This window comes from Pseudomonas sp. EpS/L25 (assembly GCF_001512295.1).
Classification (GTDB): Bacteria; Pseudomonadota; Gammaproteobacteria; order Pseudomonadales; family Pseudomonadaceae; genus Chryseomonas.
The window spans coordinates 55750-81602 of record NZ_LNUP01000011.1; the positions used below are offsets into that span (position 1 = coordinate 55750).

24 protein-coding genes are annotated in these 25853 nt (G+C 68.1%); 14 read left to right on the forward strand and 10 right to left on the reverse strand.

Translation table 11 applies throughout. From position 1 onward, the window contains the following. Nucleotides 1-208 precede the first annotated feature (208 nt). The 8 genes from AR540_RS24770 to AR540_RS09375 form a co-directional block, all read right to left on the reverse strand. Nucleotides 209-976, reverse strand: coding sequence for a PAAR domain-containing protein (locus AR540_RS24770; RefSeq protein WP_082706963.1), 768 nt, complete (start codon nt 974-976; stop codon nt 209-211). 157 nt (nt 977-1133) lie between these two features. After that, nucleotides 1134-2534, reverse strand: coding sequence for a sugar porter family MFS transporter (locus tag AR540_RS09345; RefSeq protein WP_059228260.1), 1401 nt, complete (start codon nt 2532-2534; stop codon nt 1134-1136). 109 nt (nt 2535-2643) lie between these two features. After that, nucleotides 2644-3696 (reverse strand): SMP-30/gluconolactonase/LRE family protein, encoded by a 1053-nt coding sequence (locus tag AR540_RS09350; protein ID WP_059228261.1) that lies wholly within the window; start codon nt 3694-3696, stop codon nt 2644-2646. Nucleotides 3697-3804: 108 nt separating this feature from the next. Next, the gene (locus AR540_RS09355) at nt 3805-5130 is read right to left on the reverse strand and encodes an MFS transporter (protein ID WP_059228263.1); all 1326 of its coding nucleotides are present in this window, start codon (nt 5128-5130) and stop codon (nt 3805-3807) included. A gap of 179 nt (nt 5131-5309) precedes the next feature. Beyond that, the gene (gene dgoD, locus AR540_RS09360) at nt 5310-6458 is read right to left on the reverse strand and encodes a galactonate dehydratase (protein ID WP_007159921.1); all 1149 of its coding nucleotides are present in this window, start codon (nt 6456-6458) and stop codon (nt 5310-5312) included. 105 nt (nt 6459-6563) lie between these two features. After that, on the reverse strand, nt 6564-7190 hold the full coding sequence (locus tag AR540_RS09365; RefSeq protein WP_059228265.1) for a 2-dehydro-3-deoxy-6-phosphogalactonate aldolase: 627 nt from the start codon (nt 7188-7190) through the stop codon (nt 6564-6566). Beyond that, nucleotides 7183-8136 carry a 2-dehydro-3-deoxygalactonokinase gene (locus AR540_RS09370; protein ID WP_059228267.1) on the reverse strand — a complete coding sequence of 318 codons (954 nt, stop codon included), beginning with the start codon at nt 8134-8136 and terminating at the stop codon, nt 7183-7185. Before AR540_RS09370 ends, AR540_RS09365 begins: the two co-directional genes overlap by 8 nt. Beyond that, nucleotides 8133-8927 (reverse strand): IclR family transcriptional regulator, encoded by a 795-nt coding sequence (locus tag AR540_RS09375; protein ID WP_059228269.1) that lies wholly within the window; start codon nt 8925-8927, stop codon nt 8133-8135. The genes AR540_RS09370 and AR540_RS09375 overlap by 4 nt, the downstream gene beginning before the upstream one ends. 159 nt (nt 8928-9086) lie before the next feature. Here AR540_RS09375 and phoB point away from each other — a divergent pair, with 159 nt between their 5' ends. The 3 genes from phoB to AR540_RS09390 are packed head-to-tail and all read left to right on the forward strand — an operon-like array spanning nt 9087 to nt 12914. Next, nucleotides 9087-9776, forward strand: a complete 690-nt coding sequence (gene phoB / locus AR540_RS09380) for a phosphate regulon transcriptional regulator PhoB (RefSeq protein ID WP_058761685.1) — start codon at nt 9087-9089, stop codon at nt 9774-9776. A 20-nt stretch (nt 9777-9796) separates the two neighbouring features. Next, a complete protein-coding gene (gene phoR / locus AR540_RS09385; protein ID WP_059228271.1) occupies nt 9797-11110 on the forward strand; it encodes a phosphate regulon sensor histidine kinase PhoR in 1314 nt (437 codons plus the stop codon). 55 nt (nt 11111-11165) lie between these two features. After that, nucleotides 11166-12914, forward strand: coding sequence for a sensor histidine kinase (locus AR540_RS09390; RefSeq protein WP_059228272.1), 1749 nt, complete (start codon nt 11166-11168; stop codon nt 12912-12914). On the opposite strand, the gene AR540_RS09395 is transcribed toward AR540_RS09390, so the two are convergent. Continuing rightward, nucleotides 12911-13132 (reverse strand): hypothetical protein, encoded by a 222-nt coding sequence (locus AR540_RS09395; protein ID WP_059228274.1) that lies wholly within the window; start codon nt 13130-13132, stop codon nt 12911-12913. The two genes, AR540_RS09390 and AR540_RS09395, sit on opposite strands and share 4 nt — an antisense overlap. A gap of 131 nt (nt 13133-13263) precedes the next feature. Here AR540_RS09395 and AR540_RS09400 point away from each other — a divergent pair, with 131 nt between their 5' ends. The 11 genes from AR540_RS09400 (at nt 13264) to AR540_RS09450 (ending at nt 23796) form a co-directional block, all read left to right on the forward strand. After that, entirely contained in the window at nt 13264-13938 is a 675-nt protein-coding gene (locus tag AR540_RS09400; protein ID WP_059228276.1) for a thermostable hemolysin, read from the forward strand. Beyond that, the gene (locus tag AR540_RS09405; RefSeq protein ID WP_059228277.1) at nt 13928-15406 is read left to right on the forward strand and encodes an AMP-binding protein; all 1479 of its coding nucleotides are present in this window, start codon (nt 13928-13930) and stop codon (nt 15404-15406) included. The genes AR540_RS09400 and AR540_RS09405 overlap by 11 nt, the downstream gene beginning before the upstream one ends. Continuing rightward, nucleotides 15403-16086 carry a TenA family transcriptional regulator gene (locus tag AR540_RS09410; protein ID WP_059228280.1) on the forward strand — a complete coding sequence of 228 codons (684 nt, stop codon included), beginning with the start codon at nt 15403-15405 and terminating at the stop codon, nt 16084-16086. The genes AR540_RS09405 and AR540_RS09410 overlap by 4 nt, the downstream gene beginning before the upstream one ends. Further along, a complete protein-coding gene (locus tag AR540_RS09415) occupies nt 16073-16882 on the forward strand; it encodes an SDR family oxidoreductase (RefSeq protein WP_059228282.1) in 810 nt (269 codons plus the stop codon). The genes AR540_RS09410 and AR540_RS09415 overlap by 14 nt, the downstream gene beginning before the upstream one ends. After that, complete coding sequence (locus tag AR540_RS09420) at nt 16879-17526, forward strand: hypothetical protein (RefSeq protein WP_059228284.1); 648 nt, start codon at nt 16879-16881, stop codon at nt 17524-17526. The genes AR540_RS09415 and AR540_RS09420 overlap by 4 nt, the downstream gene beginning before the upstream one ends. A 10-nt stretch (nt 17527-17536) precedes the next feature. Continuing rightward, a complete protein-coding gene (locus tag AR540_RS09425; RefSeq protein WP_059228286.1) occupies nt 17537-18196 on the forward strand; it encodes a response regulator transcription factor in 660 nt (219 codons plus the stop codon). Continuing rightward, nucleotides 18193-19569: a sensor histidine kinase gene (locus AR540_RS09430; protein ID WP_059228288.1), complete on the forward strand. Its 1377-nt coding sequence runs from the start codon at nt 18193-18195 to the stop codon at nt 19567-19569. The genes AR540_RS09425 and AR540_RS09430 overlap by 4 nt, the downstream gene beginning before the upstream one ends. Before the next feature lie 60 nt (nt 19570-19629). Next, the gene (locus AR540_RS09435; protein ID WP_059228289.1) at nt 19630-20967 is read left to right on the forward strand and encodes a sigma-54-dependent transcriptional regulator; all 1338 of its coding nucleotides are present in this window, start codon (nt 19630-19632) and stop codon (nt 20965-20967) included. A 169-nt stretch (nt 20968-21136) separates the two neighbouring features. Further along, nucleotides 21137-22444 (forward strand): MFS transporter, encoded by a 1308-nt coding sequence (locus AR540_RS09440; protein ID WP_059228292.1) that lies wholly within the window; start codon nt 21137-21139, stop codon nt 22442-22444. A gap of 176 nt (nt 22445-22620) precedes the next feature. Beyond that, nucleotides 22621-22929 (forward strand): hypothetical protein, encoded by a 309-nt coding sequence (locus AR540_RS09445; RefSeq protein ID WP_007159930.1) that lies wholly within the window; start codon nt 22621-22623, stop codon nt 22927-22929. A 534-nt stretch (nt 22930-23463) separates the two neighbouring features. Next, nucleotides 23464-23796, forward strand: a complete 333-nt coding sequence (locus AR540_RS09450; RefSeq protein ID WP_059228294.1) for an endonuclease domain-containing protein — start codon at nt 23464-23466, stop codon at nt 23794-23796. On the opposite strand, the gene AR540_RS09455 is transcribed toward AR540_RS09450, so the two are convergent. Continuing rightward, nucleotides 23783-25741, reverse strand: a complete 1959-nt coding sequence (locus AR540_RS09455) for a DNA topoisomerase III (protein ID WP_059228297.1) — start codon at nt 25739-25741, stop codon at nt 23783-23785. The two genes, AR540_RS09450 and AR540_RS09455, sit on opposite strands and share 14 nt — an antisense overlap. Nucleotides 25742-25853: the final 112 nt, after the last annotated feature.

Consider the following 25853-nt stretch of genomic DNA (forward strand, 5'->3'; position numbering starts at 1 on the left):
CGGCTTGGCTCTATCAGCCCGTCGGCGGCGACCCGCTTCCGGTTGTTTAGAAGGGGAAACACTAGAGCTGGCGCGGCCTGGCGACCAAAGCGGAACCGGAACCGGAAGTGCCGGAAAAACGCTCGTGAATAGCGAAATGACTTCGGCATCAAGTCCGGCACCGTGCGGATGGGAGCGGTCACCAAGAAGGGCTATTCGCGGGACCAGTTCAGTGACGCCTTTTCTCGCTACCTGACGGGGGCTGAAAGCCGGCGTTTTCGTCCTGCTCGATGGCGCGCTGGGTATCGTCCCGGTAGAGCCGATACAACCGCGCGATATTCGTCTCCGCATTGGCGTAACTGCTGTCGTCCTTCAGCATGAATTTTTCGCAGTGCAGTGCGATGCTCTCGGCCTGGTCCTGCCGAAAACCCTGAGCTTCCGCTCGGCAGGTTGCACCCGTGGCGGCGTTGAAGAGGTTGTTGCCGGTGCCATCGAAGAAGACGCCGATGCGCAGGGTGATGCGCTGCTCCACGGGGCGTTCAGACTCGCGGGCGGGTTTTTCTTGGTCTAACGGGGCGCTCAGCGGGTGATCGGAAAAAGCGCCCGGCCCCGGCCGCTCCCTCCCCCGTAGCCCCAGAGGTGCGGCCCGTCCCGGTGCCAGGCGCGTGGATTCCCCGTTCGCTGCGCAGGCACCCGGAGCCAGGCTACCGCCACTCGTCCCGCCGCCCTGGGTACCGATGATGACGGTCCCCGAACCACCGATCACTACCCCGCCATGGCTGGTGACGCTGCCGAGCACGGCAGCAGGCTGGCCGTTGATCAGGACGTTGGGGATGACGGCCGCGCCCAGCTTCGCACCACAGCCACAGGCGTGGCCCAGGGTGGCGGCGGGCAGGCCGTCGAAGAAGACGTTGGCCGAGCCCTGGACCAGGACCGTGGCCCCGCACTTGGGGCAGGTGACGGCGTCACCCAGGCGCGCCGCGGGTTTTCCAGACATGACCGATCTCCCTATCGGTAACTGCAGGTGCTGAAAAATGCCGCAGGAAAGGCTCTAGAACAAGGCTTTAGCGCGGGTTTACGCCCACCATCACAAAAGCGCAATCGCGGTGGAGCGCACCCGGGCATGGCCAACACGGACGAGAACGCCCTGACCCTTACTGGCCCAGGTCGCGCAGGCGCTTGCCCTGCATCAGGTTGCGCTCGATGCGCTCCAGGGTGACGCCCTTGGTCTCCGGCACCAGCAGGAACACCAGGAAGATGAACACCACGTTCAGACCGGCGTAGATCCAGAAGGTGGTGCCCTGGCCCAGGGTACCCAGCATGGTCAGGAAGGTGGCGCCGACGATCATGTTGGCGATCCAGTTGGTGAAGGTGGAGCAGCCGATGCCGAAGTCGCGACCCTTGAGCGGTTGGACTTCAGAGCACAGGGTCCAGATCAGCGGGCCGGCCGACATGGCGAAGCCGACGATGAAGATCAGCAGCATGACCACGGTGAAGGTCTGCTGGCCGTGGCTCAGGTTGCCCATGCCGAGCATGGTGCCGACCACGCCCAGGCCCACGGCCATGACCACGAAACCAGTATAGAGGATGGGTTTGCGGCCCCACTTGTCGACCAGGAAGATGGCGATGAAGGTAGCCAGCACGTTGGTCAGGCCGACCGCGGCGGTGAACCACATCTGAGCGGCGGTATCGTAGCCCATGCCCTCGAAGATGCGCGGTGCGTAGTACATCACCACGTTCATGCCGGTGAACTGCTGCACCACCTGCAGCAGCACACCCAGGCCAACCGAGCGGCGGAAGTTGGGGTTCTCCTTGAACAGCGACCAGCCCTTCTGCGGCACCTTGAGCTGCTCTTCGATCTCCGCGACCTCCTGCTGGATGACCTTTTCGTCACCGCGCAGCTTGTGCAGGACCTTGATGGCCTCCTGCTTGCGACCGGCCATGATCAGCCAGCGCGGACTGTCCGGCAGGGCGAAGACGCCGATCAGGAACAGCACGCCGGGGACGGCGATGATGCCGAGCATCCAGCGCCAGGCCTCGTAGTAGCTGAAGGCGGTATTGGAGAGGAAGGCGATCAGGATGCCGGCGGTGATCATCAGCTGGTACAGCGAGATCATGGAACCGCGGATGTTTTCCGGGGCGACCTCGGCCAGGTACAGCGGCGCGGTGAAGGAGGCGATGCCGATGGCCAGGCCGAGCAGGAAGCGAGCGAAGATCAGCATGGTCGGCGAGGTGGCCAGGCCGCACAGCACCGAACCGATGACGAACAGGATGGCGCCCAGCATCAGCGACTTCTTGCGACCCAGCTTGGCCGACAGCGAACCCGCGCCGAGGGCGCCCAGGGCGGCACCGGCCATCATGCTGGAGACGATCCATTCGATCACCTGGTCGGAGATCTGGAATTCCTGTTGGATGAACTTGGTGGCACCGGAGATGACGCCGATGTCGAGGCCGAACATGAGACCGGCCAGGGCCGCCATCAGGCAGGCGAAGATGGCTTTAGGCTGGGCCTTCTCGGTGACGTGACCGTCGGCATTGGTAGTGGTGTTGCTCATGGCAGATGCTCCTCGCTCGCCTTATGGGCGATCTTGTTGTCGCGGGTCGTTCCGTATCCGTTTGTTACAGACCTGTCTAACGAACCTTGGTTCGGCCGGTAAGAAGCCCTTACCAGAGCCGTGCGGCCTGGGCGTTCACATAGGTGGCATAGAGCGAGCCACCGCCAGTGATGAACAGGCGATTGCCCTTGGGACCACCGAATTCGACGTTGGAGACGGTTTCCGGCAGGTGCAGGGTAGCCAGCGGCTGGCCACTCGGATTGAAGATCCGCACGCTGTTCTGCGCAGCGGCGCCGGCCCAGCTGCACCAGAGGTTGCCGTCGCTGTCGACGCGGAAGCCATCGATCACGCCCTGGTCCTTGGCGTCGATCAGCACCTCGCCACCGTCGAGGGTGCCGTCGTCCCTCAGGGTGAACGCCCGTACGTGATTGGGCTTGCCGGGATTGCCGCCTCCGGCGGTGTCGCTGATGTAGAGGCGCTTGCCGTCGGGGGCGAAGGCCAGGCCGTTGGGCCGGCCGAAGTCGCCCGCCGCCACCGTGGCCTTGCCCTGGGGATCGATGCGATAGACGTTGGTGGGTAGCTCGAATTCGGCCTTGTGGCCTTCGTAGGCGCCGAGGATGCCGTAGCCCGGATCGGTGAACCAGATGGCGCCATCGGCACCGACCACCACGTCGTTGGGCGCGTTCAGCGGCTTGCCGTCGAAGCGGTCGAGCAGCACGGTGACGCTGCCATTCAATTCGCGGCGGGTGACGCGGCGGGTGTCGTGTTCGCAGCTGATCAGCCGGCCCTCGCGGTCGCGGGTGTGGCCATTGGCGTTGTGGGACTGGTCGTCGTAGACGCTGACGTGGCCATCGTCGGCGCTCCAGCGCATGACCCGGGCATTGGGGATGTCGCTGAACAGCAGGCAGCGCCAGTCGGCCATCCACACCGGCCCCTCGGTCCAGAGACCGCCGGACCAGAGCCGCTCGACGAAGGCATTGCCCAGGCGACCCTTAAAGGCCTGGTCGTGGATCTCCCAGGCGGGATCGGGCATGACGATGGGCGGCTTGCCTTCCCAGTTGCGGGTGAGACCGAACTGGTCTTCGGCCAGGGCGCGGCTGGCGACCAGGCCGGCCGAGGCAGCGAGGGAGACGCCAATGAAGGTGCGACGGGCGAGCGGCATGGAGAGACTCCTTTGTTGTCGTTATGAGCGCGATTAGGCCTTGTCAGAGCGCCTCCCTGGCCCTGACAGGCCTGGAGGCGCCTCCTGCGAGCGCCTCTTTAGTCGCCCCTACTCGGGCAGACGTTCCACCTTGCCCACCACCAGGCCGTAGCAGAGGGCGCCGATCAGCGCGGTCACGCCGATGAAGGCGATGGCCGGGGCGAAGCTGCCGTCCTTGACCAGGAAGCCGATGACGATGGGCACGCAGATGGCCGAGAGGTTGCCGATGAAGTTGAACATCCCGCCGGTGAGGCCGATCAGCCGCTCCGGCGCCATGGCCGAGACCATCGACCAGGTGATGGAGGCCAGGCCGTTGCCGAAGAAGGCCAGCGCCAGGCAGGCGATGATCAGGGCGGGGGAGTCGACGAAGTTGGCGCCGACGATGCTGGTGGAGATCAGCAGGCCACCGATGATCGGCAGCTTGCGCGCCAGGCCCACGGAGGCGCCGCGGCGGATCAGCCAGTCCGACAGCAGCCCCGAGCAGATCACGCCGAGGAAGGCAGCCAGGAACGGCAGCGAGGCGAGGAAGCCGGCCTTGATGAAGTCCATGCCACGGTATTTCACTAGGTAGGTGGGGAACCAGGTGAGGAAGAACCAGAGGGTGGAATTGAGGCAGAACTGGCCGATGTAGATACCCCAGAGCTTGCGCTTGTTGAGCACGCTCCAGAGGTCACGCCACTGGAAGGCGGCGCGATTGCGGTTCTTCTGCTCCAGGTCGACCAGGCCACCGCCCTCCTGGATCAGCGCGACTTCGGCGGCATTGGCGCCGCGGAAGTCCTTGGGTTCGCGATAGACCAGGTACCAGATGGCCGCCCAGAGGATGCCGACGCCACCGGTGACGACGAAGACCATGTGCCAGCCAAAGGTCTGCTGCAGGTAGATCAGCACCGGGGTGAGAAAGGCCAGGCCAACGAACTGGCCGGAGGTGTAGAAGCCGATGGCGGTAGCCCGCTCGCGCTCGGGAAACCAGGTGGTGACCACCCGGTTGTTGATCGGGTAGGCCGGTGCTTCCAGGGCACCTACCGCCAGGCGCAGGATGATCAGGCCGATGAAGCTGCCGACGAAGCCGAGGCCGATGGTGGCCAGCGACCAGAGCGCAATGGCCACCGGATAGAGGATGCGCGGGGCGACCTTGTCCACCAGCCAGCCGCCGGGGATCTGCATGGCGGCGTAGGTCCAGCCGAAGGCGGAGAGGATCAGCCCCATGTGCACCGGCTCGATGCCCAGGTCCTGCGCCAGGTGCGGCGCGGCGATGGAGAGGTTGCTGCGGTCGAGGTAGTTGATCACCACGGTGACGAACAGCAGCGTCATGATGAAGAAGCGCGCCCGACTGGGCTTGGCCAGCGTCGGCGCGGCCGTGGCCGCCGCCGGGGCGGCGTGGGTGGGAGTGGGCATGGCTCGGGTCCTGTAGTTGGCGTTGTGGCGAGCGTTGTGGGTATCTGGGGGTCAGGGCGCCGCGGCGGCCCTCTCCCTAGCCCTCTCCCAGCGGGAGAGGGGATGGTCCGAACGAGAGCTAAGCTCCGCGCTCCTGCTCTTGCCCCCTCCCTGGGAGAGGGTTGGGGTGAGGGTGTCTCTCACCATTCGGCGAAACTGCCGTCCTTGTGCCGCCACACCGGGTTGCGCCAGCGATGACCGATGGCGGCGCGCTCCTTGACGAATTCCTCGTTGACCTCGACGCCCAGCCCCGGTCCCTGGGGGATCTTCACGTGGCCGTCGCCGTAGTCGAACACCTCGGGATTCTTGATGTAGTCCAGCAGGTCGTTGCCCTGGTTGTAGTGGATGCCCAGGCTCTGCTCCTGGATGAAGGCGTTGTAGCAGTTGGCGTCCAGCTGCAGGTTGACCGCCAGGGCGATGGGGCCGAGTGGGCAATGCAGGGCGATGGCGACGTCGTAGGCCTCGGCCATGTTGGCGATCTTGCGCGTCTCGGTGATGCCGCCGGCATGGGACGGATCGGGTTGCAGGATGTCGACGTAGCCTTCCTGGAGAATGCGCTTGAAGTCCCAGCGCGAGTACAGTCGCTCGCCCAGGGCGATGGGCGTGTTGCTCATCAGGGCGATTTCCTTGAGCGCCTCGTGGTGCTCGCTGAGCACCGGCTCCTCGATGAACATCAGGCGGAACTGCTCCAGCTCCTTGACCAGCACCTTGGCCATGGGCTTGTGCACCCGGCCATGGAAGTCCACGCCGATGCCGAAGTGCGGCCCGCAGGCGTCGCGGATGGCGGCGACGTTGGCGATCACCTGGTCGACCTTGTCGTAGGTGTCGACGAACTGCATCTCTTCGCTGGCATTCATCTTGATCGCGGTGAAGCCCTTGGCCTGGCGTTCCAGGGCCTGGGCCGCGGTCTCGGCCGGACGGTCGCCACCGATCCAGGAGTAGACACGGATGCTGTCGCGCACCTGGCCACCGAGCAGCTCGTGCACCGGTACGCCCAGGGCCTTGCCCTTGATATCCCACAAGGCCTGGTCGATGCCGGCCAGGGCGCTCATGTGGATGCCGCCACCGCGATAGAAGCCGCCGCGGTAGAGCACCGTCCAGTGGTCCTCGATGTTGCGCGGGTCCTTGCCGATCAGGTAGTCGGCCAGTTCCTCGACCGCCGCCGCCACGCTGTGGGCGCGACCTTCCAGCACGGGTTCGCCCCAGCCGTGGATGCCCTCGTCGGTCTCGATCTTGAGAAAGCACCAGCGCGGCGGGACGACATAGGTGGTGAGTTTGGTGATCTTCATGGTGTGGGAATCTCGACGGTAATTATTGGAATCGAGGGATTGGGCAAATCGCGGTCATGGACCGCTCCTACGGATATCTGTAGGAGCGGTCCATGACCGCGAGCTTTAAGCGTTCTTCGCCGCCCGCCACCCCGCCGCGAAGGCCTGGGCATTGGCACTTACCTGGGCGGCGCTCAGGCCTGGCTTGTACAGCGCCGAGCCAAGGCCGAAGCCGTTGGCGCCGGCGGCCACGTAGGCGCCCATGTTGTCCGGGGTGATGCCGCCCACCGGCAGCAGCGCGAGCTCCTTGGGAAACACCGCGCGCCAGGCCTTGACCACCGCCGGGCCGAGTTGCTCGGCGGGAAACAGCTTGAGGCTGTCGGCGCCGGCGTCGAGGGCGGCGAAGCCTTCCGAAGGAGTGGCCACGCCTGGCGCGCTGACCAGGCCGGCGGCCTTGCTGGCGCGGATCACCGCCAGGTTGGCGTTGGGCGAGACGATCAGCCGGCCACCGGCGGCGTCCACCTCGGCCACCTGGGCTTCGGTGAGCACGGTGCCGGCGCCGATCAGGCAGTCTTCGTCCAGCTCGGCGGTCAGCCGACGGATGCTGTCGAAGGGCTGCTGCGAGTTGAGCGGAATCTCGATGACGCGAAAGCCGGCCTCATAGAGGGCGCGGCCGACCGCGACGATCTCGTCCGGGGTGACGCCGCGCAGGATGGCGATCAGCGGCAGGTCCTTGAGATAGGTATCAAGCATGGGAGCCTCCAGAGGTGGGGAGCAGGCCGGCGGCCTGGGCCAGGCGCCAGAGCCCGGCCCGGGTGGCCTGCTCCAGCAGGCGGACCTGGTGGATATCGAACAGCGCCAGGGCGTCGCGATAGCGCTGGCAGAGCGCCGCGTCGCCGATCAGCACCAGGGGTGGACAGGTGGTGCCGGCGAGGGCGGCGACCTGGCTACGCAGCTCTTCGCCGATCAGCAGGCCGGAGAGGTAGTCGAGGCTGTGCGCCGCGCCCAGCTCGCCGGCCAGCACCCGGCTGCGCACGGTGAAGAGGCGGCCGAACAGCCCCTCGGCGCCGGCATCGCGGGCGGTGACCAGGCCCAGGCGGAAGGCCTCGGCACTGGCGGCGGGCTCCGCTTCGCTGGCCGGACGCCCCAGGATGGAATGGTCGCGCAGCACGGCGAACAGCTCGCCGGTCATGTAGGTGGCGAAGTCGGTCAGGCGACCGTCACGCACCCGCACCCACTTGCTGTGGGTGCCGGGCAGTACCAGCAGGGCTGCGGCGGCCAGGTCCGGCTCCAGTTCGAGGGCGCCGAACACCTGGGTCTCCTCGCCACGCAGGACGTTGGGCAAGGCGCCACGCTGCATCACCCCAGGGACCAGATGGAGCTCGCCGCAACCCGTGTCCAGGCGCAACAGGCCGGCGGCCAGGCTGTGGACGTCGGCCGGGCAGTCGGCATAGGGCACCTCGCGCCAGCCGCCGCGACTGCCGACCATGCCGCAGGCGATGGCGGGCAGGTCCGGCTGGGCTTCGCGCCAGTCGCCCACCAGGGTGCGATAGGCCGCGGCGAAGTCACCATTCGGGACATGCATGATGCCCCAGGGCCGGCTGCGGGTTTCCAGCACGGCGCCCTGGGCGTCGAACAGCTGGGCCCGCAGGGACGAGGTGCCCCAGTCGAGGCCGATGAGGTGCGGGATGGCGGTCATGCAGGACTCCAGCCGAGTTCGCGGGAAATGGCCCGGGCGCAGGCACTGACCTCGGGCTGCAACTCGTGCAGCCGCGCCTCGGGCATGTAGGGAATGGCACTGGCCACGCTCAGGGCCGCGACGATGGCGCCGTCGGCGCCGCGGATGGGGGCGGCCACGCAACGGATGCCCAGTTCGTTCTCTTCCAGGTCCAGCGCATAGCCCTCGGCGGCGTAGCCGCGCAGCCGCGCGCGGTAGTCCGCCCACGGTAGGAAGTCCTCGCGCAGGCCGGGCTGGCCGGCTCGCCGCGCCATGCCTTCGCCATAGAGGGCTTCCCACTCGTTTTCGGCGAGATCCAGCATCAGCGCCTTGCCGACCCCGGTCAGCGCCAGCGGCATGCGCAGGCCGACGCGGGATCTCATCTCCAGGCCGCGACTGCCGGCCAGCTTGTCCAGATAGAGCACGTCGCCACCTTCGCGCACGCCGAGGTGCACGGTGTCGCCGCAGTGCTGCGCCAGGCGTTGCAGATGGGGACGGGCGACGGCGCTCAGCGGCAGCTGTTCGCGGGCCTGGTAGCCAAGGGCGATGAGATGGCTGCCGAGGATCAACCGCCCGCCATCGCTACGCAGATAGCCGGCCTGGCTCAGGGCGGCGACCAGGCGATGGGTGGTGCTGCGAGTGCAGCCGATGGCGGCGCCGACCTGGGCCAGGCTGTCGGCGCCAGCGGCCACGGCGTCGAGTACCGCGAGTCCGCGAAACAGCGCCTGGGCCCCGCTGGGCGCTTCGCCCTTGTTGGAATTGTTGTCGTTCATGGCCTTCACTCTAGAAGCCTCACCAGGAAATCTCAATATGTGACACACCATCCCATATTGTGGGATTAAAAGTAGATATGACAGCCTTGTCACATAGCTGCAATATTGGCGCTATCTAATGCACGGCACATTGCAAGGACTCGAGAGGCAGAGCGCTCCATGACGGGTAAATCCATCCTGATCGTCGACGATGAGGCCCCCATTCGCGAGATGATCGCCGTGGCCCTGGAAATGGCGGGCTATGAATGCCTGGAGGCGGACAACAGCAAGGACGCCCATGCCCTGATCGTCGACCGCAAGCCCGATCTCATCCTGCTCGACTGGATGCTGCCCGGCACCTCCGGCCTGGAACTGGCCCGCCGCCTCAAGCGCGACGAGCTGACCGACGCCATCCCCATCATCATGCTCACCGCCAAGGGCGACGAGGACAACAAGGTCCAGGGACTGGAAACCGGTGCCGACGACTACATCACCAAGCCCTTCTCGCCCCGCGAGCTGGTGGCGCGGTTGAAAGCCGTGCTGCGCCGCACCGGGCACTTGGAGAACGACGGTCCGCTGGAGGTCAACGGCCTGGTGCTGGACCCGGTCAGCCACCGGGTGACCATCGACGGCACGCCGGCCGAGATGGGACCCACCGAGTACCGCCTGCTGCAGTTCTTCATGACCCACCAGGAGCGTGCCTACACCCGCGGCCAGTTGCTCGACCAAGTGTGGGGCGGCAACGTCTACGTCGAGGAGCGTACCGTCGACGTACACATCCGCCGCCTGCGCAAGGCCCTCGGCGAGACCTACGAAAACCTGGTACAGACGGTGCGCGGCACCGGGTATCGCTTCTCCACCAAGCTCTGACCGCGCAGGCCACCGCCGCCGTGAACATCAACTGGCGCTCCCGCTTGGCCACCCAGCTGTCGATCGTGGTCGGCGGCTGCGCCCTGGCCGGCTGGCCCTTCGGCCATGTCGGCCTGGCGGTGGCGCTGGGACTGGCGGTATACCTCGCCATTACGCTGCGGCACCTGTTGCGCCTGCATGCCTGGCTGGCCAGCGAGGCAGCCGGCGAACCGCCCGAGGCCGAGGGGCTGTGGGGCGACGTGCTGGATCGCCTCTATCGCCGCCAGCGCCATGAGCTGCGCCAACGCGAGGAATTGCTCGCGGTCATCGGCCGGGCCCAGGCCTCCACCGAGGCCCTGCGCGACGCCATCATCCTGGTGGATCGCCATGGCAACCTGGAATGGTGGAACCGTGCCGCGGAGACGCTGCTGGGCCTGCGCCAGCCCCAGGATCTCGGCCAGCCCATCACCAACCTGGTGCGCCATCCGCGCTTCGCCGACTACTTCCTCGGCGGCGACTACGGCGAGCCGCTGGAACTGGCCTCGCCGCTCAACGACAACCAGTACCTGCACATCCTGGTCACCCGCTTCGGCGAAGGCGATCGCCTGCTGCTGGTGCGCGACGTGACCCGTGTCCACCAGTTGGAACAGATGCGCAAGGACTTCGTCGCCAACGTCTCCCACGAACTGCGCACCCCGCTGACGGTGATCACCGGCTACCTGGAAACCCTGCTGGACAACGCCGAGCACGCCACCCCGCGCTGGCGGCGGGCGCTGGGGCAGATGCAGCAACAGGCCGGGCGCATGCAGCACACCATCGACGACCTGCTGCTGCTGGCGCGCCTGGAAGCCACCGACTACCCCGCCGACAACCGCCCGGTGCCCCTGGAGCCGCTGCTCGGCTCCATCCTGCAGGACGGCCGGGCGCTGTCCGGCGCCGTCGGCCATCGCCTGAGCCTGGAGTGCGAGCCGGGCCTGGCGCTCCTGGGCAGCGAGACCGAATTGCGCAGCTGCTTCTCCAACCTGGTGTTCAACGCGGTCAAGTACAGCCCCGAGGGCGGCGAGGTGCGGGTGCGGGCCTGGCAGGACGCCGAGGGTGCCCACGTCGCCGTGCAGGACACCGGCCCCGGCATCGACGCCCGCCACCTGCCGCGGCTCACCGAGCGCTTCTATCGCATCGACGCCAGCCGCGCCTCCAGCACCGGCGGCACCGGGCTGGGCCTGGCCATCGTCAAGCACGTGCTGATCCGCCACCGCGGTGGCCTCGACATCCACAGCGTGCCCGGCGAGGGCAGTCGCTTCACCTGCCATTTCCAGCCCGAGCAGATCGCCCAACGCGCCGCCGCCTCGGCCTGAGTCAGCTCTCCGTGGCCGTGCTATCGTCCGGCCATCCCTGCCACGGTCTCGCCCCATGCCCCCCGCCCTGCGCCTGCTGCCGGTCCTGCTGCTCGCCCTGATCGGCGGCCTGCTGCTCGGCAGCCAGGCCTGGCACCGCGCCGAACAGGCGACCCTGGCCGAGGCCAGCCTGCTCGGCCAGGAGCAGTTGCGCCTGCACGCCAGCGGCCTGCAGACCCTGATCGACCGCTTTCGCGCCCTGCCGGCGGTGCTGGCCCAGGACCCCGAGCTGATCGCCGCCCTGACCACCGCGCCAGACGCCGCCGCCACCGAACGCCTGAATCTCAAGCTGGAGCGCCTGAACACGGCGGCGCAATCCTCGACCCTGGAGCTGTTGGATAGCACCGGCCTGGCCATCGGCGCCAGCAACTGGCGGCTGCCCACCAGCTACGTCGGCCACAACTACGCCTTCCGCCCCTATTTCCGCGAAACCCTCGCCGGTGGCAGCGGGCGCTTCTATGCCGTGGGGGTCACCACCGGCATCCCCGGCTATTTCCTCTCCCACGCCGTGCTGGACGCCCAGGGGCGCTTTCTCGGCGCGGTGGTGGTCAAGCTGGAGTTTCCCGCCATCGAGGCGCGCTGGGGCGAGCATCCCGAGATCCTGCTGATCAGCGATGCCCGCGGCGTGGTGTTCGCCGCCAATCGCCCGGCCTGGCGCTATCGCCTGCTGCGCGACCTGCTCCCGGCGGATCGCGCCGAACTGGCCGCCACCCGCCAATACGACCGGCGCCCGTTGCAGCCGCTGCCCTATCAAGAACGCACCCTCCTGGGCGACCAGCGCCGAGTGGCCCATATCGACGCGCCAGAGGGCCCGGCCGACTACCTCTGGGATAGCCTGCCGCTGCCCAGCGAGGGCTGGACCCTGCACCTGCTGCGGCCGACCCAGGACCTGCAGTCCGGTGGGCTGGGTGCGGCGCTGGCCGCCGTCTGTGTCTGGCTGCTGCTGGTCTGCGCCGGCCTGCTGTGGGCGCAAAGGCGACGGCTGCAACGCCTGCGCCAGCGCAGCCGGCTGGAACTGGAACGCCTGGTGGAAGCCCGCACCGCCGAATTGCGTACCGCCCAGGATGGCCTGGTGCAGGCCGCCAAGCTGGCTGCCCTGGGGCAGATGTCGGCGGCCCTGGTGCATGAACTCAACCAGCCACTCACCGCCCAGCGCATGCACCTGGCGAGTCTGCGCCTGTTGCTGGACCACGGCCGGCTGGACGAGGCCCGCGCCGCCCTGGAGCGTCTCGATGGCCTGTTCACCCGCATGAGCGGCCTCACCAGCCACCTCAAGACCTATGCGCGCAAGACCCCCGCCGGCCTGCGCGAAAGAGTCGACCTGGCGCGGGTGGTGGATCAGGCACTGGAATTGCTGGAAGCGCGCCGCAGCGAGGTGAACGTCGAACTGCTGCTGGAGCTCCCGCGCCCGGCCTGGCTGCTTGGCGATCCGATCCGCCTGGAACAGGTGCTGGTGAATCTGCTGCGCAACGCCCTGGACGCCGTGGCCGGACGGCCGATGCCAAGGGTCACGGTCAGCCTGAGGCGCGACGGCGACAGCTGGCAAGTGGACGTGGCGGACAACGGCGGTGGCATCGCCGAGGAGCACCTGGGGCAGGTGTTCGACCCTTTCTTCACCACCAAGCCGGTGGGCGAAGGTCTCGGCCTGGGGCTGGCAGTGTCCTCGGCCATCGTCCAGGCCCAGGGCGGCACCCTGACCGTCGCCAATGGCGTCGAGGGCGCCGTCTTCCGGTTGAGGCTGCCTGCCACGACCGAAGCGAGCTAACGCACGCAGAGGGTCACCAGCAGGGCAAAGCCCCAGCCCAGCACGCCGATTACCAGCAGGGTGGCGCCATCCCAGGCACCGCGCGTGGCATCCAGCAGCGGCAAGCCGACGCCGCCGATGAGGGCACCGGCCAGGATACCGGCGAGGATCTTGACCAGCGGCCAGTGGCTGTCGACCGACTCCTCGGGAGCGGCAGCAAGGGTCTCTTCTTCGGACATGGCAGGGTTCCGCCGGGGAATACAGAGCGCGACCCTAGCTAGGCAACCTGAAGCTGCGATGAAGCAGCGCTTCAGATTGCCTTCAGCTTGACCGCCAAGACTGCACCTCGCATTCCCCCGGAGAGGTCGCGATGCTCGACGTGACTTGGCAGTCCTCGCAAGGTTTTACCCTGGCCGATCGCAGCGGTTCGCTGCTGGCCCGCCTGGAGCCGCTCGAGGCGCCCGGCCGCCAGGCAACCGAGGCCTTCATCGGCGCCCGTTTCGCCCTGGAGCATGGCGCCCGCATCAGCCACTTCCTGCCGCTGCTGCTCGCCCTGCGCGATGCCGAAGGCGTGCTGCAGGCAGCGGTGGGCATCCGCCCCGCCCTCGACCAGCCGCTGTTTCTCGAACGCTATCTGCCGCAGCCGGTGGAGACCCACGTGGCGGCGGCGCTCGACCGGCCGATCAATCGCGCGGAGGTGGTGGAGGTCGGCAATCTGGCGGCGCTGGGTCCTGGCCAGGCGCGCCTGCTGATCGTCACCACCACCTGGCTGCTGGCCCGCAGCGGCCGGCGCTGGGTCACCTTCACCGGTCCCACCCGCCTGATCAACAGCTTTCATCGCCTCGGTCTGGCGCCCCAGGTACTGGGCGCGGCCGATCCGGCCTGCCTGGGCGACGAACGCGAGAGCTGGGGCTCCTACTACGCCAGCGCCCCCCAGGTCTGCGCCGGTGACATCCAGCAGGGTTACCGCCAACTGCTGCACGCCGGCATCTTCGCCCGCCTGGGCCTGCCTACCCTTACGGCGGAGAACTGCCATGTCGCCTGAAGCCAACCCCGTCGCCGCCTTCTTCGCCACCCTCGAAGCCCATGCCTGGGAGACCTTGCGCCCGGCGTTGGTCGGCAGCCGCGAGACCTGGAGCTACGCCCGGCTGCTACAGGAACTCAAGGCGCGCGCCGTCTGGCTGCGCGAGCACGGGGTGCAGCGCCTGGCACTGGATCTGCCCAACGGCCCGGAGCTGCTGGGCTGGGATCTGGCCGCCCTGCACGTCGGCATTCCCTGCGTGCTGCTGCCGGACTTCTTCAGCGCCGAGCAGCGCGCCCACGTACTACGGGACAGCGACGCCGACTTCTTGTTGGGCCGCGCCGAACGCAGCGCGGAGTGGACCGCCGCCGGCTTCACCGAGGCCGACGGCGCCTGGCGCCGGCCCATCGCCGAGTCCATCCCACTACCGGCCCGGACCGCCAAGCTCACCTACACCTCCGGCACCACCGGCACGCCCAAGGGCGTCTGCCTCAGGGCAGCGGCCCTGCTGCGGGTCGCGACCAACCTGGAGGGCGCCAGCCGCCCCTTGGCGCCGCGGCGTCATCAGGTGCTGCTGTCCCTAGGCATCCTGCTGGAGAACCTTGGCGTCTACGCCGCCCTGCTGGCCGGTGCCGAGGTGCTGGTCCTGGATGACGCCGACCAGGGCATCACCGGCTCCACCAGTATCGACTGGGCGCGCCTGGCCGGTTGTCTGCAGCAGCGCCAGCCGCACAGTCTGATCCTCATGCCGCAGCTGTTGCAGGGGCTGGTGGAACTGGGTGAGCGCGGTCTGCTGCGGCTGGACGAACTGAGCTTCGCCGCCGTCGGCGGAGCGCCGCTGAGCGAAGCCCTACAGACGCGCGCCGCCGCGCTCGACCTACCGGTGTTCCAGGGCTACGGCCTGTCGGAGTGCGCCTCGGTGGTGGCCCTCAATCGCCCTGACGCCAACCGCCCGGGCAGCGTCGGCCAGCCCCTGCCCCACGTCCGCCTGCGCCTGGCCGCCGACGGTGAGGTGCTGGTCGGCGGCGTCGATTTCGCCGGCTACCTGGGCGAGCCCGGCAGCGCCTCCGACGAGGTGGCCACCGGCGATCTCGGCGAATTCGACGCCGACGGCTACCTCTATCTGCGCGGGCGCAAGAAACACCAGTTCAGCCTGGCCTCTGGACGCAACGTCGATCCGGGCTGGATCGAGGCCGAGCTCACCCAGGGCGGCCCCATCGCCCAGGCCTATGTCCAGGGCGAAGGCGCCCGGCACCTGGTGGCGCTGCTCTGGCCGCGGCAGCCGGACCTGCCCGACAGTTTTCTCGCCGACCAGGTCGCCTGCCTCAACCGGCGCCTGCCCGACTACGCCCGCATCGGCGCCTGGCAGCGCCTCGCCGCACCCTTCACCCCCGCCAACGGCCTGCTCACCGCGACCGGACGCCTACGCCGCGACGCCATCCAGGCGCAATACGCGGCCCTGCTCTCGGATCTTCTGGAGGTATACCCATGAGTTTCTTCGCCACCCTGCAAGCCGCAACCGCCGCGGAACGCCAGGCGTTGTTCGAGGTGCCCATCATTCGCGCCGCCCTGAGCGGTGACGTCTCCCTGGAGAGCTATATCGCCTTCCTCGGCCAGGCCTTTTACCACGTGCGCCACACCGCGCCGCTGATGATGGCCTGCGGCGCCCGGCTGCCGGCACGCCTGGAATGGCTGCGCGGTGCGGTCTGCGAATACATCGAGGAGGAATACGGCCACGACCGGTGGATCCTCAACGACATCGCGGCCTGCGGCGGCGATGTCGAGGCGGTGCGTACCGGTCGCCCCGACCTGCCCATCGAGTTGATGGTCGCCTATCTCTACGACTTCATCGCCCGCGACAACCCGGTCGGGCTGTTCGGCATGGTCAACGTGCTCGAAGGCACCAGCATCGCCCTGGCCACCCAGGCCGCCGGTGCCATCCGCAGCGGCCTGGGTCTGCCGGCCACTGCCTTCAGCTACCTGGACTCCCACGGCAGCCTCGACCAGGAACACATGGCGACCTACCGCCAGCTGATGGATCGCCTGGACGACCCGACCGACCAGGCCGCGGTGATCCACGTCGCCAAGGTGGTCTATCGCCTCTACGCCGACATGTTCCGCAACTTGCCAGGAGCCGGTCAGCAGCCGGAGCAGCGCCATGCAGCTGCCTGATTGCCGCATCCTGCTCACCGGCGCCAGTGGCGGCATCGGCCTGCCGCTGGTGGAACAGCTCTGTACCGGCGGTGCCCAGGTCCTGGCGGTGGCGCGTGACACGGGCGCCCTGCAGCCCCTGGTCGAGCGCTTCGGCACGCGGTTGCGCCTGCAGGGCGCCGACCTCACCCAGCGCCCTGACCGCCAGGCGGTACTGGCCGAAGCCAGCCGCGGCCAGGGCGTCAACGTGTTGCTCAACGCGGCCGGCAGCAACAGCTTCGCCCTGCTCGAAGCCCTCGACGAAGACGCCATCGACGCCATGCTGGCGGTCAACATCGGCGCCGCCATCCAGCTGACCCGCCTGCTGCTGCCGCTGCTGCGGCGCCAGCCGCGCGCGGTGGTCGCCCACATCGGCTCCACCCTGGGCTCCATCGGCTATCCGGGCTATGCGCCCTATTGCGCCAGCAAGTTCGCCTTGCGCGGCTTCACCCAGGCGCTGCGCCGCGAGCTGGCCGATACCCGTATCCGGGTGCTCTACGTCGCCCCGCGCGCCACCCGCACGGCGATGAACAGCCCAGCCGCCATGGCCCTGAACCAGGCGCTCAAGAGTCCGGTGGACGAGCCTGCCGTGGTCGCCAGCGCAGTGATCCGCGCGCTGGTCGAGGACCGCCAGGAGCTCTACCTAGGCTGGCCGGAAAAGCTCTTCGTGCGCCTCAACGGCCTGCTGCCCGGCCTGGTGGATCGAGCGCTGCGCCGCCAGTTGCCGGTCATCCGGCGCTTCACCGATACCCCCCTCGTCCCGGAGAAACGTCCATGAAGTTCCCCCGCCAGGCCCTCGGCCTGCTGCTCACCGCCCTGCTCGCCAGCCCCTTCGCCCTGGCCGAGGACGCACAGCGACTGGCGCAGATCCAGCAGCGCTGGGCCGAGATCCAGTACCGCCTGCCGGCTGGCGAGAAGACCGCCGCCTTCGCGCAGCTGGCCGGACAGGCCCGCGCCTTCACCCAGGCCGAACCCCAGTCGGCGCCAGCCTGGATCTGGCAGGGCATCGTGCTCAGCAGCTGGGCCGGCGCCCAGGGCGGCCTCGGCGCCCTCGGCAAGGTCAAGGAAGCCCGGACCGACCTGGAACAGGCGCTCAAGCTCGATCCCAACGCCCTGCAGGGCTCGGCCTACACCAGTCTCGCCGCGCTCTACGACCGGGTACCCGGCTGGCCCATCGGCTTCGGCGACGCCAGCGAAGCCGACCGGCTGTTGCAGCAGGCACTCGCCCGCAACCCCAGCGGCATCGATACCCTATACTTCTGGGGCGACCACCTGTATCGCCAGAAGCGCTACGCCGAGGCGCGCACCGCCCTGCTCCAGGCGCAGCAGGCGGCGCCGCGCCCCGGCCGCGAACTGGCCGACCAGGGCCGGCAGGGCGAGATCGCGGCCCTGCTCAAGGACGTCGACCAAAAGCTGAACTGACGAGGGGCCCATGCGCGTCCTGCTCATCGAAGACGATCCCGACCTCGGCGCGGGCATCCGCTCCAGTCTGCGGGAAGAAGGCTATACCCTGGACTGGCTCAAGGATGGCGAAAGCGCCGTCCACGCCCTGCGCGAGGAAGGCTTCGACCTGGTGGTGCTCGACCTCGGGCTGCCGCGCCTGGACGGCATCCAGGTGCTGCGCCAGAGCAGGGCGAATGGTCTCACCACCCCGGTGCTGATCCTCACCGCCCGCGACGACACCGAAGACCGGGTCGCCGGCCTGGACGCCGGCGCCGACGACTACCTGGTCAAGCCCTTCGACATCAAGGAACTCAAGGCCCGCCTGCGCGCCCTGCTGCGCCGCCGCAACGGGCCCTCGCAGCTCCAGCTCGAAGGCGGTGGCATCCTCCTCGACCCGGCCACCCGCCGGGTCACCTTCGAAGGCCAACCGATCAACCTCACCCCGCGCGAATACCAGCTCCTGCACGAACTGCTGGCCAATCCCGGCAAGATCTTCAGCCGTGATCGCCTTATGGGCCTGCTCTACGGCTGGGACGAAGGCGTGGAGAGCAACACCCTGGAAGTCCACATCTACAACCTGCGCAAGAAACTGCGCGCCGACCTGATCCGCACCGTCCGGGGCATCGGCTATCGGCTCGAATGCCCATGACCTCCATCCGCCGCCGCACCGTCGGCCTGGTATTGACGCTACTCTTGATCGGCACCCTGCTGATCGCCCTCACCAACATTCACGACAGCCAGCGCGAGATCGGCGAGATCTACGACGCCCAGCTGGCGCAGAGCGCCCGCATCCTCCAGGGCATGCTGCGCGCCGCGCCCCGCGCCGAGGGCCGCCAGGCGCTGCACGAAAGCGTCACCGCGGCGCTCGCCGAAGCCACCGACAGCCCCTACGGCCATCGCTACGAGGCCAAGATGGCCTTCCAGGCCTGGAACGCCAGCGGGGCGCCGCTGATGCGTTCGCCCAACGCCCCGGCCTTCGCCCTGCCGACCACCCCCGGCTTCACCGAGCTGATCCTGGACGGCGAAGGCTGGTACGGCTTCCTGCTGCCCGATCCCGACCACGACCTGATGCTCTGGGTCGGCGAGCGCGACGAAGTACGTGCCGACCTGGTCCGCCGCATCCTGCGCCATACCCTCACCCCGCACCTGATCGGCCTGGTGCTGCTCTCGCTGCTGGCCTGGCTGGCGATCGGCTGGGGGCTGCGACCGCTGCGGCGCATGGCGGCGCTGATCCGCCACCGTGATCCGGAATCCCTGCAACCGCTACGCCTCGATCCGCTGCCGCGCGAACTCGAACCCATGCAGGCCGCGCTCAACCGCCTGCTCCTGCAGATCGAACAGCTGCTACAACGCGAGCGCCGGTTCATCGCCGATGCCGCCCATGAGCTGCGCACTCCGCTGGCAGTGCTGCGCCTGCACGCCCAGAACGCCCTGTCCGCGCAAACGGGCGGCGCTCGCGACGAAGCCTTGAAGTTCGTCGTCAGCGGCACCGATCGCCTGACCCGGGTGGTCAACCAGTTGCTGATCCTCGCCCGCCTGGAACCCCGGCCGAGCTGGAGCGACGAACAGCGCTTCGACCTGCGTACCGCCGTCGGCGCTACCCTTGAAGAGCTGGGGCCCTGGATTCTCGACAAGGGCTTCGACCTCAGCTTCGAGGCGCCGCCCACCCAGGCCCGGGTCCGGGGCGACAGCGCCATGCTCGGCATCGCCCTGCAGAACCTGCTGACCAACGCGGTCAACGTCTCGCCCCCCGGCGGTGAAATCCAGGTCCGCCTGGACGTCGGTGACGACTGGGCGGACATCCTCATCCTCGACCAGGGGCCTGGTATCCCCGCCACGGTACTGCCGCGGCTGTTCGAACGCTTCTACAGCAGCGGCGCGGCCAACGGCGCCGGCCTGGGCCTGTCCATCGTGCAGACCGTGGCCCAGCACCTGAACGGCCGTATCGAACTGGGCAACCAGCCGGACGGCGGCGCCTGCGCCCGCCTCGGCCTGCCGCTGCTGCCTGCCGCTGGCGCCTGAGCACTCGACCTGCACCCGCCGTTCCGGCAAGGTGATGGCCACGGGCGATAGGGGACAGCCATGGAACATCAGGTCTATCTGGTCGATGACGAAGCCAGCATCCGCGAAGCGGTGCGCCAGTGGCTGGAACTGTCCGGGCTGCAGGTGCGACTGTTCGCCCGCGCCGAGGACTGCCTGGCGGCGGTGACCCCGGACTTCGCCGGGGTAGTGGTCAGCGACGTGCGCATGCCCGGCATGGACGGCCTGGTCCTGCTGGAGCGCCTGCAGGCGCTGGATCGCGACCTGCCGGTGATCCTGCTCACCGCCCATGGCGATGTAGCCCTGGCGGTGACCGCCATGCGCCAGGGCGCCTACGACTTCCTGGAAAAGCCCTTCAGCCCCGAAGCCCTGCTGGGCGGTCTTGGCCGCGCCCTGGAGAAGCGCCGCCTGGTGCAGGAGAACCGCCAGCTGCATCGCCGCGCCGACGACCAGAGCGCCCTCGCCCGGCGCCTGCTGGGCGTCTCCCCCGGCATCGTCCGCCTGCGCCGGCAGATCCTCGACCTGGCGCCGACCCCGGTGAACGTCCTGCTGCGCGGCGAGACCGGCAGCGGCAAGGAACTGGTCGCCCGCTGCCTGCACGACTTCGGCCCGCGCGCCGGCAAGGCCTTCGTCGCCCTCAACTGCGCGGCCATTCCCGAGCAGCTGTTCGAGAGCGAGTTGTTCGGCCACGAGAGCGGTGCCTTCACCGGTGCCCAGGGCAAGCGCATCGGCAAGCTGGAATACGCCAATGGCGGCACCCTGTTCCTCGACGAGATCGAGAGCATGCCCCTGGCGCAGCAGGTCAAGCTGCTCAGGGTGCTGCAGGAGCAACGCCTGGAACGGCTGGGCTCCAACCAGAGTATCGCCCTGGACCTGCGCATCGTTGCCGCGACCAAGCCGGACCTGCTCGAAGAAGCCCGTGCCGGGCGCTTCCGCGAAGACCTGGCCTACCGCCTCAATGTCGCCGAACTGCAGCTGCCACCACTGCGCGCCCGGCGCGAAGACATCCCGCTGCTGTTCGACCACTTCCTCGTCGAGGCCGGCGCCCGCCTGGGCCGTCCGGCCGCACCGCCCAGCGCGGCGCGATTGGCCCAGCTGCTCGGCCACGGCTGGCCAGGCAACGTCCGCGAACTGGCCAATGCCGCCGAGCGCGAAGTCCTCGGCCTGGGCGCCCCCGCCAGCGCGGCCCCCAGCCATTCCCTGGCCGACCAGTTGGAAGCCTTCGAGGCCCAGTGCCTGCGCGCCGCCCTGGCCCGCCACGGCGGCGAGATCAAGGCGGTGATGGACGAGCTGCAACTGCCGCGGCGCACCCTCAACGAGAAGATGCAACGCCATGGCCTGATCCGCGCCGACTTCCTCGACGGCCCCGAGGGCGACTGACCCGCGATAGGCGGAAATCCGCTTATCGATGTAGTCGACCTGGCGGACTTCCGCCTATCCAATCACCGCAAATCCAGCCAGGACGCCCCTTCGCGGCTTGGCACGCCCGCTGCAATAGCCCTTGTCGACGCCTCGAGCGCACCAATAACAACGACAAGAGGACTACCCTGTGGATAGCACCGCTACCCTCACGACCGGCCAGGCCGCGCCCAAGACCACCTCGCAACGCATCAAGTCCATCTTCAGCGGTTCCGTCGGCAACCTGGTCGAATGGTTCGACTGGTACGTCTACGCAGCCTTCTCGCTGTATTTCGCCAAGGCCTTCTTCCCCCAGGGCGACCAGACCGCCCAGCTGCTCAACGTCGCCGCCATCTTCGCCGTGGGTTTCCTCATGCGCCCCATCGGCGGCTGGCTGATGGGCCTCTACGCCGACAAGGCCGGACGCAAGGCCGCGCTGATGGTCTCGGTGGTCATGATGTGCGCCGGCTCCCTGATCATCGCCCTCACCCCCAGCTACGCCACCATCGGCGTCGCCGCGCCGGTCATGCTGGTGCTGGCGCGCCTGCTGCAGGGCCTCTCCGTGGGCGGTGAGTACGGCACCTCCGCCACCTACCTGAGCGAGATGGCCACCAAGGAAAGCCGCGGCTTCTACTCCAGCTTCCAGTACGTGACCCTGATCTCCGGTCAGCTGCTGGCCCTGGCCACCCTGATCGTGCTGCAGCAGACCCTCACCGTCGAGCAGCTGGAAAGCTGGGGCTGGCGCATCCCCTTCGTCATCGGCGCCGCCTGCGCCGTGACCGCCCTCTACCTGCGCCGCGGCATGGAAGAGACCAGCTCCTTCACCAAGGCCGAGAAGCCCAAGGAATCCCTGATGCGCACCCTGGCGCGGCATCCCAAGGAGCTCTTCACCGTGGTCGGCCTGACCATGGGCGGCACCCTGGCCTTCTACACCTACACCACCTACATGCAGAAGTACCTGGTCAACTCGGTGGGCATGAGCAAGACCGACGCCACCTCCATCTCGGCGGCCACCCTGTTCATCTTCATGCTGCTGCAGCCCGTCGTCGGCGCCCTCTCCGACAAGATCGGCCGCCGTCCGGTGCTGATCGCCTTCGGCGTGCTGGGTACCCTGTTCACCTATCCGATCCTGACCGCCCTGGGCAGCGTCACCACCTGGTGGGGCGCCTTCTGGCTGATCATGGCGGCGCTGGTGATCGTCAGCTTCTACACCTCGATCAACGCCGTGGTGAAGGCCGAACTGTTCCCCACCGAGATCCGCGCCCTCGGCGTCGGCCTGCCCTACGCCCTGACCGTGTCCATCTTCGGCGGCACCGCCGAGTACGTGGCCCTGTGGTTCAAGAGCATCGGCCTGGAGAGCGGCTACTACTGGTACGTGACCGGCTGCATCGCCTGCTCGCTGCTGGTCTACGTCTTCATGAAGGATACCCGCGACCACTCGCGCATCGTCCACGAATAACCGCTCGTCCCGGGGTGCGGGCCTCTCGGTCGCAAGATTCGTCCGTCCGGCCCGCCCCTCTTTGCCTGGGCTTTCCGGCGCGCCATGGTAGCGCCACCGGCAGCCGTCGCATCGGCCGTTCTTCCCGGCCAATGTGGCGAGTTCGCCCCCTCCTCCCAAGCCCCGGTTACACACTCATGGAAATCGACTACGGTCCCAGCTACGCCAAACTGGGTCTCCAGTTCCAATACCAGTGGAGCACCCTACTGCGCGATGCCCTGAAAAAACACGGCATCACCGACGCCCAGGCCAAGGCCATCTGCGGCGACTTCGCCTTCGACCTCTCCAAGCTCATCGACGAAGCCGAGATCAAGGCCGACGGCCTCTCCTATCGCCCGGTGATCGCCTTCACCGAGGACGAGGAAACCCTGCTGGTGCAGTCGGCCGAGTTCGACTATCACGAAGCGGCCTATGCCACTGCCGCGGCGGCGTTCGACAAGAAGTAAGCCGCCCAGGGCCTGGCGTGCGCCCTCACCCCAACCCTCTCCCAAAGGGAGAGGGGGCGGTCTGGAGCGGTGGCGGGCTTCTTCTCCAGGAGCAAGCACCGCCAGCGTTTTTGAAGTCACTGCGCTAGCGGTTTGTCGGCCATAGCGTCAGAAGACACTCCATAGCCCCCTTCGCTCAGTACCCCGCCCTCTCCCCAAGCCTCTCCCAAGGGAGAGGGGGTTGTCTGGAGCGGCGGTGGCTCTCTTCGCCAGAGGCAGGCACCGCCAGCGTTTTTGAAGTCGCTGCTCTAGCGGTTTGTCGGCCATAGCGTCAGAAGACATTCCAATAGCCCCCTCTTCGTTCAGTACCGCTCCCTGCCGAGCGCTACCTCCACACACAAACGCTCAAAACTGCGTCCCAGGGCTCTCGCCAAACGCAGAACACCCGGCAATACTCAAAAAATCACCTCTCGCTCCATACCGCCCTCTCTCCCTCCGGGAGAGGGTTGGGGTGAGGGTAAGCCCAAACCAAGAATCTCAAGGGAACGGATTCCCATGCCCCTCATCACCCACGCCCGCAGCCTGCGTCGCAACCAAACCGACGCCGAACGCGCCCTCTGGCAGCACCTGCGCGGCAAGCGTTTCCAAGGATTCAAATTCCGTCGCCAGCATCCATATGGCCGTTACATCCTGGATTTCGTCTGCCTGGAAGCGCGTCTGGTAGTCGAACTGGATGGTGGCCAGCACCAGGACAGCCCAGCCGACCGCGAGCGTGATGTCTGGCTAGGTGCTCAGGACTTTCAGACGCTGCGCTTCTGGAACCACGGGGTCCTGACCCAGCCAGAGGCCGTACTCGAACGTCTCTGCGCCGCCCTCAGCCCGGCTTGACCTTGGGCTTGCGCGCCCGCGTCGGCGCGCTGCCCGACTTCGCCTTGGCCTTGCTCCCACCCGTACGCCGCTTCTTCTTCCAGGGCGCGCCCTTGCCTGCGGGCGGCGGACCGCTGATGGTCAGGGTCAGGCCCAGGCAGCGCTCCACCTGCTTGCCCATCCAGGCCGATTGCTTGGCGACGAACTCGGCCAGACTGAGTTCGCCCTCCTGCACCCGATCCAGCGCCTGCTCCCAGAGCGCCGTGGTGCCCGGGTCGGCGATGGCCCGTGGTACGGCATCGATCAGACCGAAGGCCGCGGGCGTCGCCGCCAGGGCCTTGCCCTGCTTGATCAGGTAGCCACGATCCAGCAGGCCCTGGATGATGCTGGCGCGGGTCGCCTCGGTGCCGATGCCGGTGGTGTCCTTGAGCTTCTGCTTGAGCGCCGGGTCTTCCACCAGCTTGGCGACGTTCTTCATCGCCTTGATCAGATCGCCCTCGGTGAAGGGCTTGGGCGGCTGGGTCAGCTGATCCTTGCAACGCACCTCGACCACCGGATAGTGCTCGCCCTCGCGCAAGCCGGGCAGCGCCTGGGCCGGCGGCGCCTCGCGCCCCTTGGCCGGGGTCAGGGCTTCGGGCAGGGCGCGGCGCCAGCCCGGCTCCACCAGGCACTTGCCGGTGGCCCGCAAGCGCTCGCCGCCGGCCTCGAAGTCGGCCTGGGTACGGTCGAATTCGTGCTGCGGCAGGAACTGCGCCAGGTAGCGGGCGCGGATCAGGCCGTAGACGCTACGTTCCTGGGAGTTCAATCGGTCCAGGTCGCGGGTCGCCAGGGTCGGGATGATGCCGTGGTGGGCGCTGACCTTGGCGTCGTTCCAGGCCCGCGAGCGACGACTGGCGTCCAGATGGTCGCGCAGGGGGGCGAGACTGCTGTCGGCGCCCAGCAAGGCCGCCAGCAGCGCCGGCGCCTCGGCGTGCTGGGACAGCGGCAGGTAGCCGCAATCACTGCGCGGATAGGTGATCAGCTTGTGGGTTTCGTAGAGCGCCTGGGCCACGTCCAGGGTCCGCTGGGCGCCCAGGTTCAGCCGCTTGGAGCAGACCTCCTGCAGGGTACCCAGGTCGAAAGGCAAGGGCGCCGCCTCGCAGATGCGTTCGGTCTTGAGCTTCACCAGTCGCGCCTGGCCGGCCGCTTCGATGGCCTTCGCCGCCGCCTGGGCCACCTCGGGCTTGAGGCAGCGCCCCTGGTCATCGCAGACGGCCTCCGGTGGCTGCCACTGGGCCTGGAAACGAGTGCCCGAGGCGTCCAGGGTCGCCTCCACGGTCCAGAAGGGCACCGGCACGAAGGCGGCGATGGCGCGGTCGCGGTCCACCACCAGGCGCAGGGTCGGGGTCTGCACCCGCCCGACCGAGAGCACGCCCTGATAGCCCGAGCGGCGCCCCAGCAGGGTGAACAGCCGACTCATGTTCATGCCGATCAGCCAGTCGGCGCGCGAGCGCCCCAGCGCGGACTGATAGAGGCCGTAGGTCTCGGCGCCGGGCTTGAGCGCGGCCAGGGCGCGGCGGATGGAGACGTCGTCCAGCGCCGACAGCCACAGCCGGCGGACGGGTCCACGATAGCGGCAGTGCTCCACCAGCTCGCGGGCGATCATCTCGCCCTCGCGGTCGGCGTCGGTGGCGATCACCAGTTCGCTGGCCTCGCCGAGCAGGCGCTTGACCGCCTTGAACTGGCTGCCAGTGGTTTTCTTCACCTGCAATTTCCACTGCGCAGGGACGATGGGCAGGTCGTCCAGCGACCAGCGTTTGTAGCGGTCGTCATAGGCGTCCGGTGGCGCCGTTTCCAGGAGATGGCCGATGCACCAGGTGACGGTCACGCCCTGCCCCAGCAGGCAGCCATCGCCACGCCGAGTGGCGCCGAGGACGCGGGCGATGTCCTTGGCCTGGGAGGGTTTTTCGCAGAGATACAGCTGCATGGCGAGCGTCGCGCAACGGGGGATGGCGACAGGATGCAAAGCCGCAACGGCCAGCGCAAGGACTAATCTGTATATCCGTACAGAAAGCCGCCTTTGCGCAAATTCGTTCAGC

What these genes read in the sequence shown, in the direction of transcription:
- AR540_RS09435 (WP_059228289.1), top strand. Translation starts at nt 19,630, where the DNA reads ATGGAACATCAGGTCTATCTGGTCGATGACGAAGCCAGCATCCGCGAA.
- AR540_RS09365 (WP_059228265.1), bottom strand. Translation starts at nt 7,190, where the DNA reads ATGCTTGATACCTATCTCAAGGACCTGCCGCTGATCGCCATCCTGCGC.
- AR540_RS09450 (WP_059228294.1), top strand. Translation starts at nt 23,464, where the DNA reads ATGCCCCTCATCACCCACGCCCGCAGCCTGCGTCGCAACCAAACCGAC.
- dgoD (WP_007159921.1), bottom strand. Translation starts at nt 6,458, where the DNA reads ATGAAGATCACCAAACTCACCACCTATGTCGTCCCGCCGCGCTGGTGC.
- AR540_RS09415 (WP_059228282.1), top strand. Translation starts at nt 16,073, where the DNA reads ATGCAGCTGCCTGATTGCCGCATCCTGCTCACCGGCGCCAGTGGCGGC.
- AR540_RS09375 (WP_059228269.1), bottom strand. Translation starts at nt 8,927, where the DNA reads ATGAACGACAACAATTCCAACAAGGGCGAAGCGCCCAGCGGGGCCCAG.
- AR540_RS09420 (WP_059228284.1), top strand. Translation starts at nt 16,879, where the DNA reads ATGAAGTTCCCCCGCCAGGCCCTCGGCCTGCTGCTCACCGCCCTGCTC.
- AR540_RS09345 (WP_059228260.1), bottom strand. Translation starts at nt 2,534, where the DNA reads ATGAGCAACACCACTACCAATGCCGACGGTCACGTCACCGAGAAGGCC.
- phoB (WP_058761685.1), top strand. Translation starts at nt 9,087, where the DNA reads ATGACGGGTAAATCCATCCTGATCGTCGACGATGAGGCCCCCATTCGC.
- AR540_RS09370 (WP_059228267.1), bottom strand. Translation starts at nt 8,136, where the DNA reads ATGACCGCCATCCCGCACCTCATCGGCCTCGACTGGGGCACCTCGTCC.
- AR540_RS09405 (WP_059228277.1), top strand. Translation starts at nt 13,928, where the DNA reads ATGTCGCCTGAAGCCAACCCCGTCGCCGCCTTCTTCGCCACCCTCGAA.
- AR540_RS09455 (WP_059228297.1), bottom strand. Translation starts at nt 25,741, where the DNA reads ATGCAGCTGTATCTCTGCGAAAAACCCTCCCAGGCCAAGGACATCGCC.
- AR540_RS09425 (WP_059228286.1), top strand. Translation starts at nt 17,537, where the DNA reads ATGCGCGTCCTGCTCATCGAAGACGATCCCGACCTCGGCGCGGGCATC.
- AR540_RS09400 (WP_059228276.1), top strand. Translation starts at nt 13,264, where the DNA reads ATGCTCGACGTGACTTGGCAGTCCTCGCAAGGTTTTACCCTGGCCGAT.
- AR540_RS09445 (WP_007159930.1), top strand. Translation starts at nt 22,621, where the DNA reads ATGGAAATCGACTACGGTCCCAGCTACGCCAAACTGGGTCTCCAGTTC.
- AR540_RS09355 (WP_059228263.1), bottom strand. Translation starts at nt 5,130, where the DNA reads ATGCCCACTCCCACCCACGCCGCCCCGGCGGCGGCCACGGCCGCGCCG.
- AR540_RS09350 (WP_059228261.1), bottom strand. Translation starts at nt 3,696, where the DNA reads ATGCCGCTCGCCCGTCGCACCTTCATTGGCGTCTCCCTCGCTGCCTCG.
- AR540_RS09410 (WP_059228280.1), top strand. Translation starts at nt 15,403, where the DNA reads ATGAGTTTCTTCGCCACCCTGCAAGCCGCAACCGCCGCGGAACGCCAG.
- AR540_RS24770 (WP_082706963.1), bottom strand. Translation starts at nt 976, where the DNA reads ATGTCTGGAAAACCCGCGGCGCGCCTGGGTGACGCCGTCACCTGCCCC.
- AR540_RS09395 (WP_059228274.1), bottom strand. Translation starts at nt 13,132, where the DNA reads ATGTCCGAAGAAGAGACCCTTGCTGCCGCTCCCGAGGAGTCGGTCGAC.
- AR540_RS09430 (WP_059228288.1), top strand. Translation starts at nt 18,193, where the DNA reads ATGACCTCCATCCGCCGCCGCACCGTCGGCCTGGTATTGACGCTACTC.
- AR540_RS09390 (WP_059228272.1), top strand. Translation starts at nt 11,166, where the DNA reads ATGCCCCCCGCCCTGCGCCTGCTGCCGGTCCTGCTGCTCGCCCTGATC.